The following is a 15,241-nucleotide window of genomic DNA, read 5'->3' on the forward strand; positions in this document are numbered from 1 at the left end:
CCCCTGACGGAGGAGCGCGCTGCCGTTACAGCGCCGAGTTGTACTTCACCAGCGTCGCCTTCAGCGAGTCCAGCGCCTGCCTGGGGTCGCCGCCCGCCTTCTTCACGCCTTCGGCCCACTGGCCTTCGACCGGCGCCACGGCGGTGCGCCAGGCCTGCAGTTGCTCCGGCGTGAGCTTGTAGACCTCGTGGCCCGCCTCGGCCGCGATCTTGGCGCGGCCGGCGATCTCGAAGTCGGCCCAGGCGGAGCCGACCTTCTCGGCCCACTCGCTGGTGCAGTGGCTGTCGATCACCTTCTTCTGCGCGGGCGACATGGCCTCGTACTTGTCCTTGTTCATCGCCCACACGAAAGGCGTGACGTACAGCGGCACGTCCATGTGGAACTTGACGACCTTGTCGATGCCGAACAGGTTGAGCGACCCCCAGGGGAAGGTGATGGCCTGGGCCACGCCGCGCTCCAGCATGTCGCGCGCTTCCGGCGCGGAGGACTGCACGTTGGTGCCGCCCAGCGTGGTGACCATCTGGCCGATCGTGCTGGTGGCCGGACGCACCTTCATGCCCTTGAGATCGGACGGCAGCACGATCTTCTTCGTCGAATGCAGGGCGCCCGGATCGTGGACGAAGGCGAAGCAGAAATGCACGTCCTTCATCTCCCTGGCCGCGTACTGGCGGTACCACGCGTCGATGGCGGCGGAGCCGGCCTTGGCGTTGGAGATCAGGAAGGGCAGCGACGTCGCCGCGAAGATCGGGAAGCGGCCCGGCTGGTAGCCCGGGTTGATGTACGAGAAGTCGGAGATGCCGTCGCGCGCCATGTCGTAGTGGTCGAACGCCTTGCCCAGTTGCTCCGAGGGGAACAGGGTGGAGGTGATCGTGCCGTTGGACTGCTTCTTGATGTCGTCGGCCCACGCCTGCAGGGCGGGGTTGAGCGCGTGCTGCGCCGGCACCCAGCTGGAGAGCTTCAGGGCCACGGGCTTGTCCTGGGCCTGGACGAGTCCGGCAGCCAGCGTGAGGGCGGCCGCCACGGCCGCCACGGGGAATCGGTTGCGCATCGTCGTCGTCTCCTGGATCCGTTCGAAAGAACGTTACTTTGTATAACCAACAGCCGGCCGCGCCTATCGTGGTTTCCCTCAGGAGCCGCGGCGGCTCGGCGTGCCCTATTGCACCGGCGCCCGCGCCTCGTCGTCCTCCGCCAGCTTGCGCGGTTTGCGCACCCAGCGGATCGGAACGGCCTTGACCGGCCGCGGCGGCGCGCCGTGCTGCACCAGCGTGGCGTCCAGCGCCTTGCCGGCGTCGTCGGCCAGCGCCGCTTCGCGCGCCGCGCGCACCGCCCGGGCCGCTTCCATCGGCACGCCGCCGCGGGCCAGGTGCTCCAGCACGTGCAGCAGGTTTTCCTTGCCGCGCTCGTTCGTCGAGCCGTAGCCCTTGATCAGCCGACCGCACCTGGCGATCTCGTGACCGAGCTGCCAGCCGCGCAGGCTCCCTTGCACCACGCCTTGCAGCCACTGCTCGATCATCTTCTGCTCGGTGGCGAAGCGGCTGCCGCGCACGCGCAGCCATTTCATGCCGGCCAGCGTGCGCAGCGCCACCATGCCGAAGATGCTGTGCGTGCCGATCTTCAGGGGCAGGGCCCAGGGCTGGGCGCCGCGCGCCACGCGCTTGCGGTCCCAGGCGACGAGCCTGGGCGCCAGCGTCGGGGGCAGGAGCGCGGCGAACTCGGGCACGCCGGGCTTGAAGTGGTCGTACACCTTCAGCAGGTCGTCGTCACCGGCCTTCACTTCGCCGTGCACGCGTTGCCAGCGCGAGGCGCGGCTCTTGAGGTCGGCCACGCGCACGATGTCGTCGAAGGCCATCCACAGGGCCAGCCAGCGCGCCATCTCGGTGGTGGTGGCGTAGTCGTGATCGCCCGCCGGATCGATCTCGCACTCCGCCACCAGCACGGTGAGCAGCCGCCGGCTGTAGAGGTCCGCATAGTCCTTGCCCTGGTAGTCCAGCAGGCGCTCGTAGCCAAGGGCAAAGAGCTCGCGAACGGGCTTGGGGAAGTGGGCCGCCATGCCGGAGGTGAGGGCGATGTCGTCGGATGTCTTTGCGGGGCGGCTGGATGTCAGTGCGGGCGCGTCGGATGTCATTGCGGGCTTGACCCGCAATCCATGCGGCGCCTGTGCATGCGCCGTCGTGGATCCTTCGGGGTCTGCCAACACCTGCGACAGGTAGTCCGCCTGCTGCTTGCCTTGCGCGACGATCTCGAAGGCCTTCCCGAACCCCCGCAGACTCGCCTCCGCTCCCTTGCCACCCGCCTTCACCACGGCCTCGTAATCCTGGCGCGCGAACGGAAAGATCCCGCTGCCGGCAACGGCCCCGAGCATCACGGCGCTGACGACCGTTCCCGCCTCCTTCGCCACGGTGGCCATGTCGAACACCTGGTGCGCGCGGCTGAATTGCTGCACCAGCTTCAGCAGGTCCGCGGCTTCGGTGCGGCCGTCGCCCAGTTGCATGCGTTCCTGCGTCGTGAGCGTGCGTGCCGACGAGGTCAGCACCAGCGTGCGCTCGGGGCCGGTCATGCCGTTGCCGATCTGGCGCGCGGTTTCCAGCAGCTCCGAGGAGATCATCGCGTCCAGCGCGCCCGGCACCGGGTTCAGGCTGAACACCGGGCGGCGGCCGCCCAGGTCCTTCATCGCGATCGGGAACACCTCGACGTAATAGGTGGTGGCGCCGGTGCGCTGCGCGACGCCGGGAATCGACGTGGCCTGGCAGGCGTAGCCGGCGTGGCGTGCCGTTTCCACCAGCCATTCGGTGAGAACGCCGCCGCCTTCGCCGCCCAGGGCGCAGATCAACAGCGTGATCGGGGAAGTGGATTTCATGCGGGTTGGAGCGCGCGGACGACGGCGCTGCGGAAGGAATGGAACAGGCGCTCGTGCCACTTGGGGTTCTGCACGACCTCGGCGCGATAGAAGCTGGGACACAGCGTGGCGGCATGCGCGTTGGCGCCGCACAAGCCGCAACCGACGCAGCCGTCGATGACGGTGGCAACCGGGTCCACCTTCAGCGGATCCGGGTTGTCCTTGAGCGTCAGCGTGGGGCAGCCCGAGAGGCGGATGCAGGCGTGGTCGCCGTTGCACACGTCCTCGTCGACGCCGTACTTCACGCGCACCACCCGCTTGCCCTTCTTCAGCAGCGACTGGATCCAGGGCTTGATGCGGCGCTGGCGCTCCAGCTGGCATTCGCCCTCGGCGATGATCACCTTCAGGCCGTTGAAGTCGCTGGTGAAGGCGTCGATCAGCGTCGCGCGCATCTTCTCGACTTCGTAGGTGTGCACCGTGCGCATCCACTGCAGGCCCAGGCCCTTGAGCGCCGACTCGATCGTCTGGTTGGTGTGCAGCAGGCTCCTTGACTTGTCCCGCGCCCGTGACTTCGCGTCCTCGTTCGGCGTCGACAGGATCTCCTGCGTGCCGGTCGCCGAGGTGTAGCCGTTCTTGAAGATCAGCAGCACCGCGTCGTCACCGTTGAACAGGGCGCTCTGCACCCCCGTCAGCAGGCCGTTGTGCCAGAAGCCGCCGTCGCCCATCACGGCCAGCGTGCGCCGCTGCATCATCGGCGACACGCCGGCGCGCGAGGCCAGCGACATGCCGTAACCCAGGATCGAATGGCCCATGGAGAAGGGCTCGAAGGTCCCGAAGGCATGGCAGCCGATGTCGGCGGCGATGTGCACGTTGCCGATCTGCTGTTGCGCCAGCTTGAGCGCGGCGAACACCGGACGCTCGGGACAGCCGATGCAGAAGCTGGGGGGGCGCATCGGCAGCGGCTGGTCGAGCGCCGCGGCCACAGCCTGCCGGCGCTGCGCGTTGGCCGCGAGCCAGTCGCGCGCCGGTGCCGTGGCTGCGGCCGGCAGGTAGCTGTCGGCGAACTGCACCAGGCCGGCCGTCACCACTTCCACGGTGTACTCGCCGCCGGAGGGCAGCAGGTCCTTGCCATGCAGCTTGGTCTGGATGTCGCGCCGGCGCAGCAGCGTGGCGATCTCCTGCTCGATGAATTCGGGCTGGCCTTCCTCCACCACCAGCACCGCGCGCTTGCCCACGCAGAAATCCGCCACCTGCTCGGGCACCAGCGGATAGGTGACGTTCAGGCAGAGCATGGGGATCGCGCTCTCGCCGAACGCATCGGCCAGACCGAGCTGCTGCAGGCTGCGGATCAGCCCGTTGTACAGGCCGCCCTGCACGATGATGCCGACGTCGCGATGCTCGCCCTCGAACAACTCGTTGAGCGTGTGCTCGACGATGTACTTGCGTGCCGCGGGAATGCGCTGCTCCGTCTTGAGCTTCTCGTGGCGGAAGGTCACCGGCGGATGGGCCAGCTTCATGTACTCGAAAGCCGCGGGGCTCTCCATCAACGAGCGGGTCGAGACCGCCGGCCGGATGTTGTCCTTGGTGGCGAAGCTGCCGCGCACGTGGCACGCGCGGATGCGCAGCTCCAGGATGGTCGGCATGTTGGACGCTTCCGAGAGGCGGAAGCCTTCTTCCACCATGCGCGCCATCACGCCCAGGTCGGGCCTCGGGTCGAGCAGGCACATGCTGGACTTGAGCGCGAAGGCATGGGTGCGCTCCTGGATCACGGAGGCGCCTTCGCCGTAGTCCTCGCCGACCACGATCAACGCGCCGCCAGTCACGCCCGGCGAGCTGAGGTTGGATAGCGCGTCGGCCGCCACGTTGGTGCCGACGATCGACTTCCAGGTGACCGCTCCGCGCAGCGGGTAGTGGATGGAGGCGCCCAGCATGGCCGCCGCCGACGCCTCGTTGGAGCAGGCTTCGACGTGCACGCCCAGCTCGTCCATGTAGCCCTTGGCCTGCACCATGACGTCCAGCAGGTGCGACACCGGCGCGCCCTGGTAGCCACCGACGTAGGCGACGCCGGACTGCAGCAACGCCTTGGTGATGGCCAGGATGCCCTCGCCATGGAAGGTGTCGCCCGCGCCCAGGCGCAACGACTCGATCTCCTTGCGGAATGAAACTTCCAAGGCCTGTCCTCCGGGGTCAACGCGGCAGTGTCGGCGATTGCGGGCCATTGCTCAATAAAATGAGCCGGCTATTGAACATGCATCCCATGCATACTGCGGCTTGCCAGCCCGACTAGGGAATGCGCTAGCTCGGCCCCGGCGCACGGCTGATCTACTCTGCCCCCGCGACCCGTTCGCACAAAGGAGAGGCTCATGTCACTGAATAGAATCGCTGCCGCGCTGGCCCTGGCCTGCGTTGCCGCCGTGACCCTGGCGCCGGTACAGGCGCAGCAACTCAAGAAATACGACTCCACCCGGCGCGAGTTCTGGGAAAAGCCACCGGCCGACTGGTTCCTGGGCGACGAGACCGAAACGCAGAAAGGCCTGGCACCGCCGGCCGGCCCGGCTCTCCCCACATCGATGGAGGACCTGCAGAAGAACCTGCGCAACGTGAAGCTGCCGCGCGGCTTCAAGATCGAGGTGTATGCCCAGGGCGTGCCGAGCGCGCGCCAGATGGCCTGGGGCGACAAGGGGACGCTGTTCGTCGGCTCCTTCGGTGCCGGCAGCGTCTATGCGATCCGCGACAACGGCGGCACGCGCGAGGTCAAGACCATCCTCAAGGGCCTGAAGATGCCCACCGGGCTCGCCTTCCGCGACGGCGCGCTGTACGTGGTGGACATCGACCGCATCCTGCGCTACGACAATGCCGAGGCCACGCTCGACAACATGCCGGAAGGCAAGGTGGTCTACAGCGACATGCCGGCCTTCGTGGCGCACGGCTGGAAGTACCTCACCTTCGACAAGGCGGGCTGGCTGTACGTCCCCTTCGGGCCGCCGTGCAACGTGTGCCTGGCGCCCACCAGCCTGTCGCAGGTGCGCCGGGTGAACCCGAACACGGGCGAGGCCGAAGTGGTGGCCATGGGCGTGCGCAACAGCGTGGGCGGCGACATCGACCCGCGCACCGGCCAGTACTGGTTCACCGAGAATGCGCGCGACTGGGTGAGCGACGACATGCCGAGCGACAAGCTCAATCACATCGCCAAGACCGGCGCGCACTACGGCTATCCGTACTGCCACCAGGGCGACATGCTCGATCCGAAGTACGGCGCCGGCCACAAGTGCTCCGAGTTCACGCCGCCGGTGGCCAAGCTGGGCGCGCACGTGGCGCCGCTCGGGATGAAGTTCTACACCGGCACGCAGTTCCCGGCCGAGTACCGCAACAACATCTTCATCGCCGAACACGGCTCGTGGAACCGTCACCAGTACCAGGGTGCGCGCATCAAGCGCGTGATCGCGGATCCCAACGGCCACGTGGCACGCCAGGAAATCTTCGCCTCCGGCTGGATCGACGGGCAACGCAGCTACACCGGCCGCCCGGCCGATATCCTGCTGGCACCGGATGGGTCAATGCTGGTGGCGGATGACTGGGCCGGGGCGATTTACCGGATCAGCTACGGGCGCTGAGGGAACGCCTGGATGTCATTGCGGGCTTGACCCGCAATCCAGGCGGCGCTTGTCGATGCGCCGTCGTGGATCCCCCCGGATCAGGTCCGGGGCAAGCTTCGTCGAGCCCGGGATGACATCCGTGGCGCCGGATGACATCCCTGGCGCCGGAGAACATCCGGGTGACACCGCCCATCAAGAACCAGGATTCATGAAGTTCGCTTTCCTCCTCGCCGCCCTCGTCGCGACCTCTGCTCCCGCGGCGGTCGACATGGCCGCTGCCGCCGCCCAGGCGCAGACCTGTTTTGCCTGCCATGGCCCCAACGGCATTTCGCAGATGCCCGAGGTTCCCTCGCTCGCCGGCCAGCCGGACGGCTTCCTGCAGTGGCAGCTCGTGTTCTTTCGCAACGGCACGCGCAAGAGTCCGATCATGACGTCGATGGCGGCGATGCTGAAGGACGACGACATCCGCGGGCTGGCCGCGTTCTTCGCCAAGCAGCCGCCGCCCCGCGCCGACACGACTGCCGCCAGCGACGCGGCCTTGCTGTCCGCCGGCCGCCAGCTGGCGCAAGCCAATCGCTGCGCCGCCTGCCACCAGGCGGATTTCTCCGGCACCCAGGCGACGGCGCGCCTGGCCGCCCAGCGTGAGGACTACCTGCTCAAGGCGCTGCGCGAATTCAAGGCCGGCACCCGCAGCGGCGGCGGCCTCGCGGCGATGGCCGACGTGGTCTATCCCCTGGCGGACGGCGACCTGCGCGCACTCGCGCATTTCCTTGCGCGCCAGCCCTCGTGACCCGGTGCAACTGAAGGACATCGACCTCAACCTGCTGCGCCTGTTCGACGCGGTCTGTCGCACGCGCAACGTCAGCCGCGCCGCCGAGTCGCTCGACCTGACGCAGCCCGCTGCCAGCCAGGGCCTGAGCCGCCTGCGCACGCTGATCCACGATCCGCTGTTCATGCGCACGGCCGGGGGCGTGCAGCCCACGCCCAAGGCGCAGCGCCTCGCCGGCCCAGTGCGCCAGGCGCTTGCCACACTGGAACAGGCGCTGGGCGAGAGCGCGGGCTTCGAGCCGGCACGCTCGACCCGCACCTTCCACATCCACATGAGCGACATCGGCGAGGGCCGCTTCCTGCCCGAGCTGATGGTGGCCCTGCGCGAACGCGCGCCGGGCGTGCGGGTCGAGACCCGGCCGGTACCGCGCGACCAGGTGGGAGAGGCGCTGGATGCCGGGCGCATCGACCTGGCCTTCGGCTTCCTGCCGATGGTGAAGGAGACGCAGCGCGTGAAGCTGCTGGAGGACCGCTACGTGGTGCTGCTGCGCAAGGGCCACCCGTTCGCGCGCAAGCGGCGCACGGGCGCGGCCTTGCTGGAGGCGCTGCGCGAGCTGGAGTTCGTGGCCGTGCGCTCGCATGCGGACACGCTGCGCATCGTGCAGCAGATGCAACTCGAAGAGCGGCTGCGGCTGGTGACCGAGCACTTCATGGTGTTGCCCGCCATCGTGCTGGCCACCGACCTGGCGGCCATCATGCCGCGCAACATCGCGCGCGGTTTCAGCGGCGGGCATGCGATCGTGGAGCCGCAGTTTCCGCAGCGCGACTTCGTGGTGTCGCTGCACTGGAGCCGGCGCTTCGAGGCCGATGCCGGCAACCGCTGGCTGCGCGCGCTGGTCGAGGAACTGTTTCGCCAGTGAGGCGGCTTCAGGACGGGAGCGAGTGCTCCGTCAGGCGCTTGCGCCGCTCGGTGCGCCATTGGCGATAGGCGCACATCCCGTCACCCCCGAGCTTGAGCTGCACGGCGGCGCCCAGGCCCACCTGGGCATCGAGCTCCGGCGGGGTGTCGCCCTCCCAGTGCAAGAGGGCAAGCGCGAGCTCCAGGGCCGCGACCATCTCCTCGCTGCTGGCGGGCGTGCCGGCGCTCACGTGCCGCTGCAGGTCGAGCAGCAGCCGTTGCAGGAAATCGAGCTCGGTCCGGGCAAGCTCCACCTTGGGTGCATCCATGCTGCGCAGCGTGGCGCAAGCGCTGGCGCGGCGATGTCAGCGGGATGGAGCGGAAGTTTGTAGGCTGGGCTCCCGTAAGCTCGGCTGCCCTAGGGGCGTCGCTGCGCGCAGCCGACCCTCCACCCCATGCGCCTCACTCCTCGACTTCGCGGCCTTGCAGCTTCGCCAGCCGCGCCGACGCCTCGCGCTTGCCGATGCCGCGCAGTTCGGCAATCGCTTCGAGCTGGCGGGCACGCGGCCTGGCCTCGCCATGCTCCCACTTGTAGACCGACTGCCCGGACACGCCAAGCAGCGCGGCGAAATCGGCGGCGGACAGCCCGAGCTTCTTGCGTTGCGACGACAGGCGCGTGGCGCTGAAGCGCCGCGGTGTGCCCAGCCCTTCCTCGTCGTCGCTCTGCACTGGCGCTGGCGCTGGCGCGCTGCGCCCACCGCCCTTGCCGACGCGCTTGAGCTGGCGCTCGAGCTCGTCGACGCGCCGGCGCAAGGCGGCAATGTGCGCACGGTATTGCGCGGACGCTTTCTTGAAGTCCCCGGTCTGGGCGCGCACTTCCTTGCGCGCGATGCGGGCGATCTCGTCCTTGAAGACGGCGGCAATGTTCGGCATGCTTGAGGCAACAGGATCGGCTTGGCTGGTATATGGCTGAATTGCCGGCGCCGTATTGAGTAGAGCTCCCTGGGGGCCGATCATAGTCGTGCTAGCCACGGATGGCTCGGCTTGAGGCGCGCCTTCGGGCGATTCCCGGCCGCTCGCGTGGCGGATAGACCCTTGGTGTGGGCCCCGTCCTACAGCGCGGAAGGAATGCGGCCCCTACGATTCGCGGCTCGCGCAGGAGGTTGTTCCATGGACCGCATTGCTCCCATCGTGCCGGACCGACCGGGCAAGACGTCCTTCTGGACGGCCCGCAGCGCCGGCAAGTACGACCTGCCGGAGGACGCCGGTCCCAGCAGTACCGAGCCCGCCGCCGCTGGCGTCGGCTCGCTGGACCACGTGCGCGCCGCCTTCTGGCAGGCCTACCGTCACCTGTTCCCGCCGCATTCGCTGGCCGCGCAGATGCCCAACGGCAGCGTGGTGATCTCCTGGTCGGTGATGGACGACCCGCAGGCGCGCTACCCCTACGCGGCGCCCGTCATGCTGCGCTTCGAGCCCGAGCTGCTCGATGCGATGTCGCGCAGCGACGCGCGCCAGCGCATCGAACTCGCGCAGGAATATGAGGAGACGCTGCGAGAGGGACTGCGGGGCTACGATCCGTTCGCGCGCTTTCCGAACGCGCGCGTCGTCCATCTCGGCTGATCAGGTCGTGCGCAGGCGTCGCACCAGCAGGTCTTCGCTCGCTGCGCTGATGCCGTGGCCCAGGCCCGGCACCACGTCCAGCGTCACCGCGGCACCCAGCGCCTGCAACTGGCGAGCGGCCGCTTGTGCGTGCGCGGCGGGGATCACCGGGTCGGCGTCGCCATGCAGGAAGTGGATGCGCACACCAGCGGGAGCGGCCGTCGGCAGCTCGGAGAAGCGGCCCGAGAGCGACACCACCCGCGCCGCCGGGGGCTGCGCTGCGCCGCTCGCGGCCAGCGCCATGATCGCGCCTTGCGAGAAGCCGATCAGCGTCGTGTCGGCTGGGGCGACACCGGTGCGCTGTTGCCAGGCCTGCACCGTGGCGACAAAGCGGTCCAGCGTGGCCGCGACGCGTTTCGGCCGGTCCCGTTCGGTCACGCCCATCACCGAAAACCATTGGAGGCCGCGGCCCAGGTCCGAGTGATCCGGGCCGGGCACACTGACGATGGCGGCCTGCGGAAACTCGCGGGCGAGCCGTGTCCCCAAGGGCACCAGGTCCTGCGGCGTGGCGCCGACGCCGTGGAACAGCAAGAACAGGGCGCTGGCGCGCGGCGGCGACTGGATGACGATGCCGTCGTTCATGCCGGTGCCCGTGCCTGCGCCTTCGCGCCAAACAGGTACGAGTCCATGGCCAGCACGCCATAGGTGATGCCGCCTTCCAGCGTCTCGACCGCGGTGTCTTCGCTGGCCGCACCGGCGGCCACCAGCAGCGGCAGGAAGTGTTCGGCCGTCGGATGGGCGCGGCGCGCGTGCGGCGCGGCATCCAGGGTCGTCAGCAGGCGGGCGTCGTCACGCGCCTCCACCGTCTGCCGCACCCAGGCGGCGAACTCGCGGGCGTACTCCGCCTGCACGCCGCCGTCGTCCATGCGGAACTCCTGGAGGTTGTGGGTGAGCGAGCCGGAGCCGACCACCATCACGCCTTCGTCGCGCAAGGGCCGCAGCGCCTGGCCGAGGGCATAGGCCTGCGCCGGGGTCAGTCCCGCGGGCAGCGAGACCTGGAACACGGGCACGTCCGCCTGCGGATACAGAAAGCGCAGCGGCACCCAGGCACCGTGATCGAGACCTTGGCCCTCCTGCGCTTCCGCCGGCCATCCGGCCGCGCGCAACAGATCGATCGCGCGCCGGGCCAGCGCCGGATGGCCGGGGGCCGGGTACTGCAGGGTGTAGAGCTCAGGATCGAAGCCGCCGAAGTCATGCACGGTCTGCGGTGCGGCGCTGGTGGCGACGCGCACGCCGCGGGTCATCCAGTGCGGCGAGACGATGAGGATCGCCTGCGGCCGGGGCAGCTGCTTGCCAACCGCCGTAAGCCGCGGGCCGAGCTGCCCCGGGTTCAGCGCGAACGTGGGGGCGCCGTGGGAGATGAAGAGGACGGGCTGGCGTGACATGGAACTCCTGGTCGCGCAGGGGCTGGGCGCGATGGATCCAATGTAGTGATTGCAGTCGCGGGGATAAAGGGGGGTGGGTGGGATGGACTGTTGCGCCAGTCGCCCTAATGGAAGTTGCCCCTCCCCCTCCGGGGGGAGGCTGGGAGGGGGGCGCTCGGGCACAGTCAGCGCCGGAGCGCCCCCACCCCAACCCTCCCCCGAAGGGGAGGGAGCAAGACATCACGCCTTCAACGCCCGCAGCACATTCTCCGCCGTCGCCGGCGCATCCATCCGCACCTGGCCGTCCCCGCGCGCTGCCGCCGCCGCATCGCGCAGCGCCTCCCACACGCTGATCGCCAGCATGAACGGCGGTTCGCCCACCGCCTTGCTGCCGCCGACGTTGTCTTCGCGGTTGGCCTCGGGCCAGAGCTCCACCTTGAAGTGCGCCGGCACGTCGCCCGTCGCCGGGATCTTGTACGTGCTGGGGGCATGCGTGGCGAGCAGGCCGTTTTCATTCCACACCAGTTGCTCGGTGGTGAGCCAGCCCATGCCCTGGATGAAGCCGCCCTCGATCTGGCCGATGTCGATCGCCGGATTGATCGAGGTGCCGACGTCGTGCAGGATGTCGACCTTCAATACGCGGTTCTCGCCGGTCAGCGTATCGATCGCCACCTCGGTGCACGCGGCCCCGTACGAGAAGTAGTAGAACGGCCGGCCCGTCAGCGTGTTCTTGTCGTAGTGGATTTTGGGCGTCTTGTAGAAGCCGTCGCTCCACAGTTGCACGCGCGAGTGGTAGGCGTCATCGACGGCCTGCTCCCAGGTCATCACCGCATCCGGCCCGCTCACCTGGCCGTGCGCGAAGATCACCTGCTCGGGCCGGCAGTTCTGCTTTTCAGCCACGTACTCGGCGAGCTTTTGCCGCACCTGCCGCGCCGCGAATTGCGCGGCCCGGCCGTTGAGGTCGGTGCCGCTCGATGCGGCCGTGGCGCTGGCATTCGGCACCTTGCTGGTGTCGGTGGCGCTGATGCGCACCTTGGCAAAGGGGACGCCCAGTTCGTCGGCCACGATCTGGCAGATCTTGGTGTGCAGGCCCTGGCCCATCTCGGTGCCGCCGTGGTTCACCTGCACGCTGCCGTCCGTGTACACGTGCACCAGGGCGCCGGCCTGGTTGAAGAAGGTGGCCGTGAAGGAGATGCCGAACTTCACCGGCGTGAGCGCGAGGCCGCGCTTGATCACAGGGCTCTGCGCATTCCATGCAGCGATCGCCGCCCGCCGTTCGCGGTACTGCGAGCCTTGCTCCAGCCGTGCGATCAGCGGATCGAGGATGTTGTCCTCGATCGTCATCTCGTAATGCGTGACATTGCGCTCGCTCGTGCCATAGAGGTTGGCCTTGCGCACATCGAGCGGGTCCTTGCCGAGCGCCCGCGCAATATCGGAGAGGATCGCCTCCATCACGATCATCCCCTGCGGCCCGCCGAAGCCGCGGAACGCCGTGTGGCTCTGCACGTTGGTCTTGCAGCGATAAGAGACGATCTCCACGTCGCCCAGGTAATAGGCGTTGTCCACGTGGAAGACGGCGCGATCGGCGACCGGCCCGGAGAGATCGGCGGACCAGCCGCAATTGGCGGCCAGCATCAGCTTCAGTCCGGCCACGCGGCCGTCGTCGTCGAAACCCACCTCCCAGTCGTAGGCGAAGGGGTGGCGCTTGCCGGTCACCAGGAAGTCGTCGTCGCGGTCCAGGCGCAGCTTGACGGGACGCTTGAACTTGCGCGCGGCGAGCGCCGCCCATACCGCGATATGGCCGGCCTGCGTCTCCTTGCCGCCGAAGCCGCCGCCCATGCGCCGGCACTCCACGTTCACGGCGTGGTTGTCGAGGCCGAGCGCATGCGCCACCCAATGCTGCACCTCGCCCGGATGCTGCGAGCTGGAATGGATGCGCCAGTTGTCCTGCTCCAGCGGCAAGGCGTAGCCGACCTGGCCTTCGAGATAGAAGTGCTCCTGGCCGCCGACCTCGAGCGAGCCGGCCAGGCGATGCGGCGCGCCGGCGAGCGCCTGTTCGGGATCGCCGCGGCGTACGGTCACGGGGGGCAGCACGAAAGACCGGGCCTGGATCGCTTCGCGCACGTCGAGGATGGCCGGCAGCGGCTCGACCTCCAGCTTCACCTTGCGGGCGGCGCGGCGCGCCTGCATCACCGTCTCGGCGACGACCACGCCGACCACCTGGCCGATGAATTCCACCGTGTCGCGCGCGAACACCGGTTCGTCATGCGTGAAGGTCGCCAGGATCGGATCGCCGGGGATGTCTTCGGCCAGCACCACGCCGCGCACGCCGGGCATCTTCAGGGCTTGCGTCGTGTCCACGCGCAGCAGCCGCCCGCGCGCGACGTTGGAGAGGATCGGCGCGGCGTGCAGCGTGCCGCGGGCTTCGGGAATGTCGTCGACATAGGTGGCGCTGCCTGCCACTTGGGCGCGCGCGCTTTCGTGGATCTGCGAGCGGCCGGTGGCGGGCTGTGCGGCCTCCTGGCTCAGGAACTTCTCGGGGGCGTTCATGGGGCAACGGCTTCCTCGAGGCGGAAGCTTTCCAGGTTGATGTGCTGCACGCCCTGGCTTTCCAGCCAGAAGCGCTGCATCAGGTTGCCGAGTACTTCGCAGCGGTAGCTGGCGGAGGCGCGCATGTCGGTAATCGGCTGGAACTCGGAGCGCAGCGCCGCGGCCGCGCGTTGCGCCGCTTCGGCGGTCCAGGGCTGGCCGCGCAGGGCGGCCTCTGCTTGCAGGGCGCGCACCGGCGTTGCGGCAACACCGCCGGCGCCTATGGCTATGCGTTCGACGATGCCGTCGCGGATGTGCGCGGAGATCACCAGGCAGACCGCGGAGATGTCGTCGTCGTAGCGCTTGGAGATCTTGTAGGCACGGAGAAGCTGCTGCCCCTCACCCCCACCCTCTCCCCGCAAGCGGGGCGAGGGAGCAAGTCCGGCTTGTCCTGCTTGCAGTTCTCCCTCTCCCGCTTGCGGGAGAGGGTTGGGGTGAGGGCGATCCGGCCGCGGCACCTTCACCCAGGCCACCACTTCATCCGCCTCCAGCACGTTCTTGCGGTAGCCCGTGTAGAACTGTTCCAGCGGCAGATCGCGGTGCCCACGCCGCGACAGCAGCACCACGTGCGCACCCAGCGCGATCAGCAGCGGCATCGAGTCGCCGATCGGCGAACCGTTGGCGATGTTGCCGCCCAAGGTGCCCGAGTTGCGCACCGGCAGGCCCGCGAAGCGGTTGGCAAAGGTCTTGAGCTGCGGCCGTTCGCCGACCAGCGCGTCGAAGGCATCGGTCAAGGTGACGGCCGCGCCGATCGCGAGGTGGTTCTCGTAAGTCTCGACGCGTTGCAGCTCCCGCACCCGCGTGACGTCCAGCACCTGCGCAAACCGCATGTGCATCTTGGTGACCCAGAGGCCCACGTCGGTGCAGCCGGCGACGATCTGCGCCTCGGGGTGATTGGCGCGCAGCGCCAGCAACTCGGGCAGCGTGGTCGGCGCGAGATAGGCGCCATCGGCAGGCACCGGCGGGCGCAGTGCCGCGATCTCTTCGAGCTGCCGCACGATGGCCGCTTCGTCAACCCGTGCCGGCGGCAGCGCCGCCATCTGCTGCGCAGCGTCGAGAATGGGCCGGTAGCCGGTGCAGCGGCAGAGGTTGCCCGAGAGCTCCTCCTGCGCCAGCTCCCGCGTGATCGCGCCACCCTGGCAGACGTGCTTCTGGTACATGCCGAACAGGCTCATCACGAAGCCCGGCGTGCAGAAGCCGCATTGCGAGCCGTGGCACTGCACCATCGCCTCCTGCGCGGGGTGCAAGGTGCCATCGTCCGCGGCCAGGTCCTCCACCGTCCACAGCGCCAGGCCGTCGACGGAGTGGGCCAGGCGAATGCAGCTGTTGATGGCACGGTACTGCAGCCGTCCCTGCTGCGGCTCGGCCACGACGACGGTGCAGGCGCCGCAGTCGCCTTCGCCGCAGCCCTCCTTGGTGCCAGTGGCGCCCAGGTCCTCCCGCAGAAGCTCGAGCAAGGTGCGATCGGGTGTTACATTGCCCAGCGAGACGAGCTCGCCGCGCCGGATGAATCGAATTGTTTGGGTGTCCA

Annotated in this window: 13 protein-coding genes; 4 read left to right on the plus strand and 9 right to left on the minus strand. The window is 68.8% G+C overall.

Annotation, left to right across the window (positions count from 1 at the left end; translation table 11 throughout):
• Positions 1-25: 25 nt before the first annotated feature.
• The 3 genes from JWP60_RS26195 to JWP60_RS26205 form a co-directional block, all read right to left on the minus strand.
• Positions 26-1,048 (minus strand): TRAP transporter substrate-binding protein, encoded by a 1,023-nt coding sequence (locus tag JWP60_RS26195; protein WP_299798403.1) that lies wholly within the window; start codon positions 1,046-1,048, stop codon positions 26-28.
• 105 nt (positions 1,049-1,153) lie between these two features.
• Positions 1,154-2,857: an indolepyruvate oxidoreductase subunit beta family protein gene (locus tag JWP60_RS26200; protein WP_299798406.1), complete on the minus strand. Its 1,704-nt coding sequence runs from the start codon at positions 2,855-2,857 to the stop codon at positions 1,154-1,156.
• Positions 2,854-5,007, minus strand: coding sequence for an indolepyruvate ferredoxin oxidoreductase subunit alpha (locus tag JWP60_RS26205; RefSeq protein ID WP_299798407.1), 2,154 nt, complete (start codon positions 5,005-5,007; stop codon positions 2,854-2,856). Before JWP60_RS26205 ends, JWP60_RS26200 begins: the two co-directional genes overlap by 4 nt.
• Before the next feature lie 192 nt (positions 5,008-5,199).
• Here JWP60_RS26205 and JWP60_RS26210 point away from each other — a divergent pair, with 192 nt between their 5' ends.
• The 3 genes from JWP60_RS26210 (at position 5,200) to JWP60_RS26220 (ending at position 8,120) form a co-directional block, all read left to right on the plus strand.
• The gene (locus JWP60_RS26210) at positions 5,200-6,450 is read left to right on the plus strand and encodes a PQQ-dependent sugar dehydrogenase (protein WP_299798410.1); all 1,251 of its coding nucleotides are present in this window, start codon (positions 5,200-5,202) and stop codon (positions 6,448-6,450) included.
• A 190-nt stretch (positions 6,451-6,640) separates the two neighbouring features.
• The gene (locus JWP60_RS26215) at positions 6,641-7,222 is read left to right on the plus strand and encodes a c-type cytochrome (RefSeq protein WP_299798413.1); all 582 of its coding nucleotides are present in this window, start codon (positions 6,641-6,643) and stop codon (positions 7,220-7,222) included.
• 4 nt (positions 7,223-7,226) lie between these two features.
• Entirely contained in the window at positions 7,227-8,120 is an 894-nt protein-coding gene (locus JWP60_RS26220) for a LysR family transcriptional regulator (RefSeq protein ID WP_299798431.1), read from the plus strand.
• 7 nt (positions 8,121-8,127) lie between these two features.
• On the opposite strand, the gene JWP60_RS26225 is transcribed toward JWP60_RS26220, so the two are convergent.
• Both JWP60_RS26225 and JWP60_RS26230 read right to left on the minus strand, forming a co-directional pair.
• On the minus strand, positions 8,128-8,427 hold the full coding sequence (locus JWP60_RS26225) for a hypothetical protein (protein WP_299798416.1): 300 nt from the start codon (positions 8,425-8,427) through the stop codon (positions 8,128-8,130).
• A 133-nt stretch (positions 8,428-8,560) separates the two neighbouring features.
• Positions 8,561-9,031, minus strand: a complete 471-nt coding sequence (locus JWP60_RS26230; RefSeq protein ID WP_299798419.1) for a helix-turn-helix transcriptional regulator — start codon at positions 9,029-9,031, stop codon at positions 8,561-8,563.
• A gap of 237 nt (positions 9,032-9,268) precedes the next feature.
• Between JWP60_RS26230 and JWP60_RS26235 the strand changes: the two genes are divergently transcribed.
• Entirely contained in the window at positions 9,269-9,718 is a 450-nt protein-coding gene (locus JWP60_RS26235) for a hypothetical protein (RefSeq protein WP_299798422.1), read from the plus strand.
• Here JWP60_RS26235 and ypfH read toward each other — a convergent pair whose 3' ends face one another.
• The 4 genes from ypfH to JWP60_RS26255 form a co-directional block, all read right to left on the minus strand.
• Complete coding sequence (gene ypfH / locus JWP60_RS26240) at positions 9,719-10,339, minus strand: esterase (protein WP_299798425.1); 621 nt, start codon at positions 10,337-10,339, stop codon at positions 9,719-9,721.
• A complete protein-coding gene (locus tag JWP60_RS26245) occupies positions 10,336-11,142 on the minus strand; it encodes a class III extradiol ring-cleavage dioxygenase (protein ID WP_299798427.1) in 807 nt (268 codons plus the stop codon). The genes ypfH and JWP60_RS26245 overlap by 4 nt, the downstream gene beginning before the upstream one ends.
• A gap of 219 nt (positions 11,143-11,361) precedes the next feature.
• Positions 11,362-13,671 (minus strand): xanthine dehydrogenase molybdopterin binding subunit, encoded by a 2,310-nt coding sequence (xdhB, locus tag JWP60_RS26250; protein ID WP_299798429.1) that lies wholly within the window; start codon positions 13,669-13,671, stop codon positions 11,362-11,364.
• Positions 13,668-15,227 carry an FAD binding domain-containing protein gene (locus JWP60_RS26255; protein WP_299798433.1) on the minus strand — a complete coding sequence of 520 codons (1,560 nt, stop codon included), beginning with the start codon at positions 15,225-15,227 and terminating at the stop codon, positions 13,668-13,670. Before JWP60_RS26255 ends, xdhB begins: the two co-directional genes overlap by 4 nt.
• Between the last annotated feature and the right edge of the window lie 14 nt (positions 15,228-15,241).

Origin of the sequence: Ramlibacter sp., assembly GCF_028291745.1 — a bacterium.
Lineage (GTDB): Bacteria > Pseudomonadota > Gammaproteobacteria > Burkholderiales > Burkholderiaceae_C > Ramlibacter.

What these genes read in the sequence shown, in the direction of transcription:
- ypfH (WP_299798425.1), bottom strand. Translation starts at nt 10,339, where the DNA reads ATGAACGACGGCATCGTCATCCAGTCGCCGCCGCGCGCCAGCGCCCTG.
- JWP60_RS26230 (WP_299798419.1), bottom strand. Translation starts at nt 9,031, where the DNA reads ATGCCGAACATTGCCGCCGTCTTCAAGGACGAGATCGCCCGCATCGCG.
- xdhB (WP_299798429.1), bottom strand. Translation starts at nt 13,671, where the DNA reads ATGAACGCCCCCGAGAAGTTCCTGAGCCAGGAGGCCGCACAGCCCGCC.
- JWP60_RS26235 (WP_299798422.1), top strand. Translation starts at nt 9,269, where the DNA reads ATGGACCGCATTGCTCCCATCGTGCCGGACCGACCGGGCAAGACGTCC.
- JWP60_RS26195 (WP_299798403.1), bottom strand. Translation starts at nt 1,048, where the DNA reads ATGCGCAACCGATTCCCCGTGGCGGCCGTGGCGGCCGCCCTCACGCTG.
- JWP60_RS26245 (WP_299798427.1), bottom strand. Translation starts at nt 11,142, where the DNA reads ATGTCACGCCAGCCCGTCCTCTTCATCTCCCACGGCGCCCCCACGTTC.
- JWP60_RS26215 (WP_299798413.1), top strand. Translation starts at nt 6,641, where the DNA reads ATGAAGTTCGCTTTCCTCCTCGCCGCCCTCGTCGCGACCTCTGCTCCC.
- JWP60_RS26210 (WP_299798410.1), top strand. Translation starts at nt 5,200, where the DNA reads ATGTCACTGAATAGAATCGCTGCCGCGCTGGCCCTGGCCTGCGTTGCC.
- JWP60_RS26200 (WP_299798406.1), bottom strand. Translation starts at nt 2,857, where the DNA reads ATGAAATCCACTTCCCCGATCACGCTGTTGATCTGCGCCCTGGGCGGC.
- JWP60_RS26225 (WP_299798416.1), bottom strand. Translation starts at nt 8,427, where the DNA reads ATGGATGCACCCAAGGTGGAGCTTGCCCGGACCGAGCTCGATTTCCTG.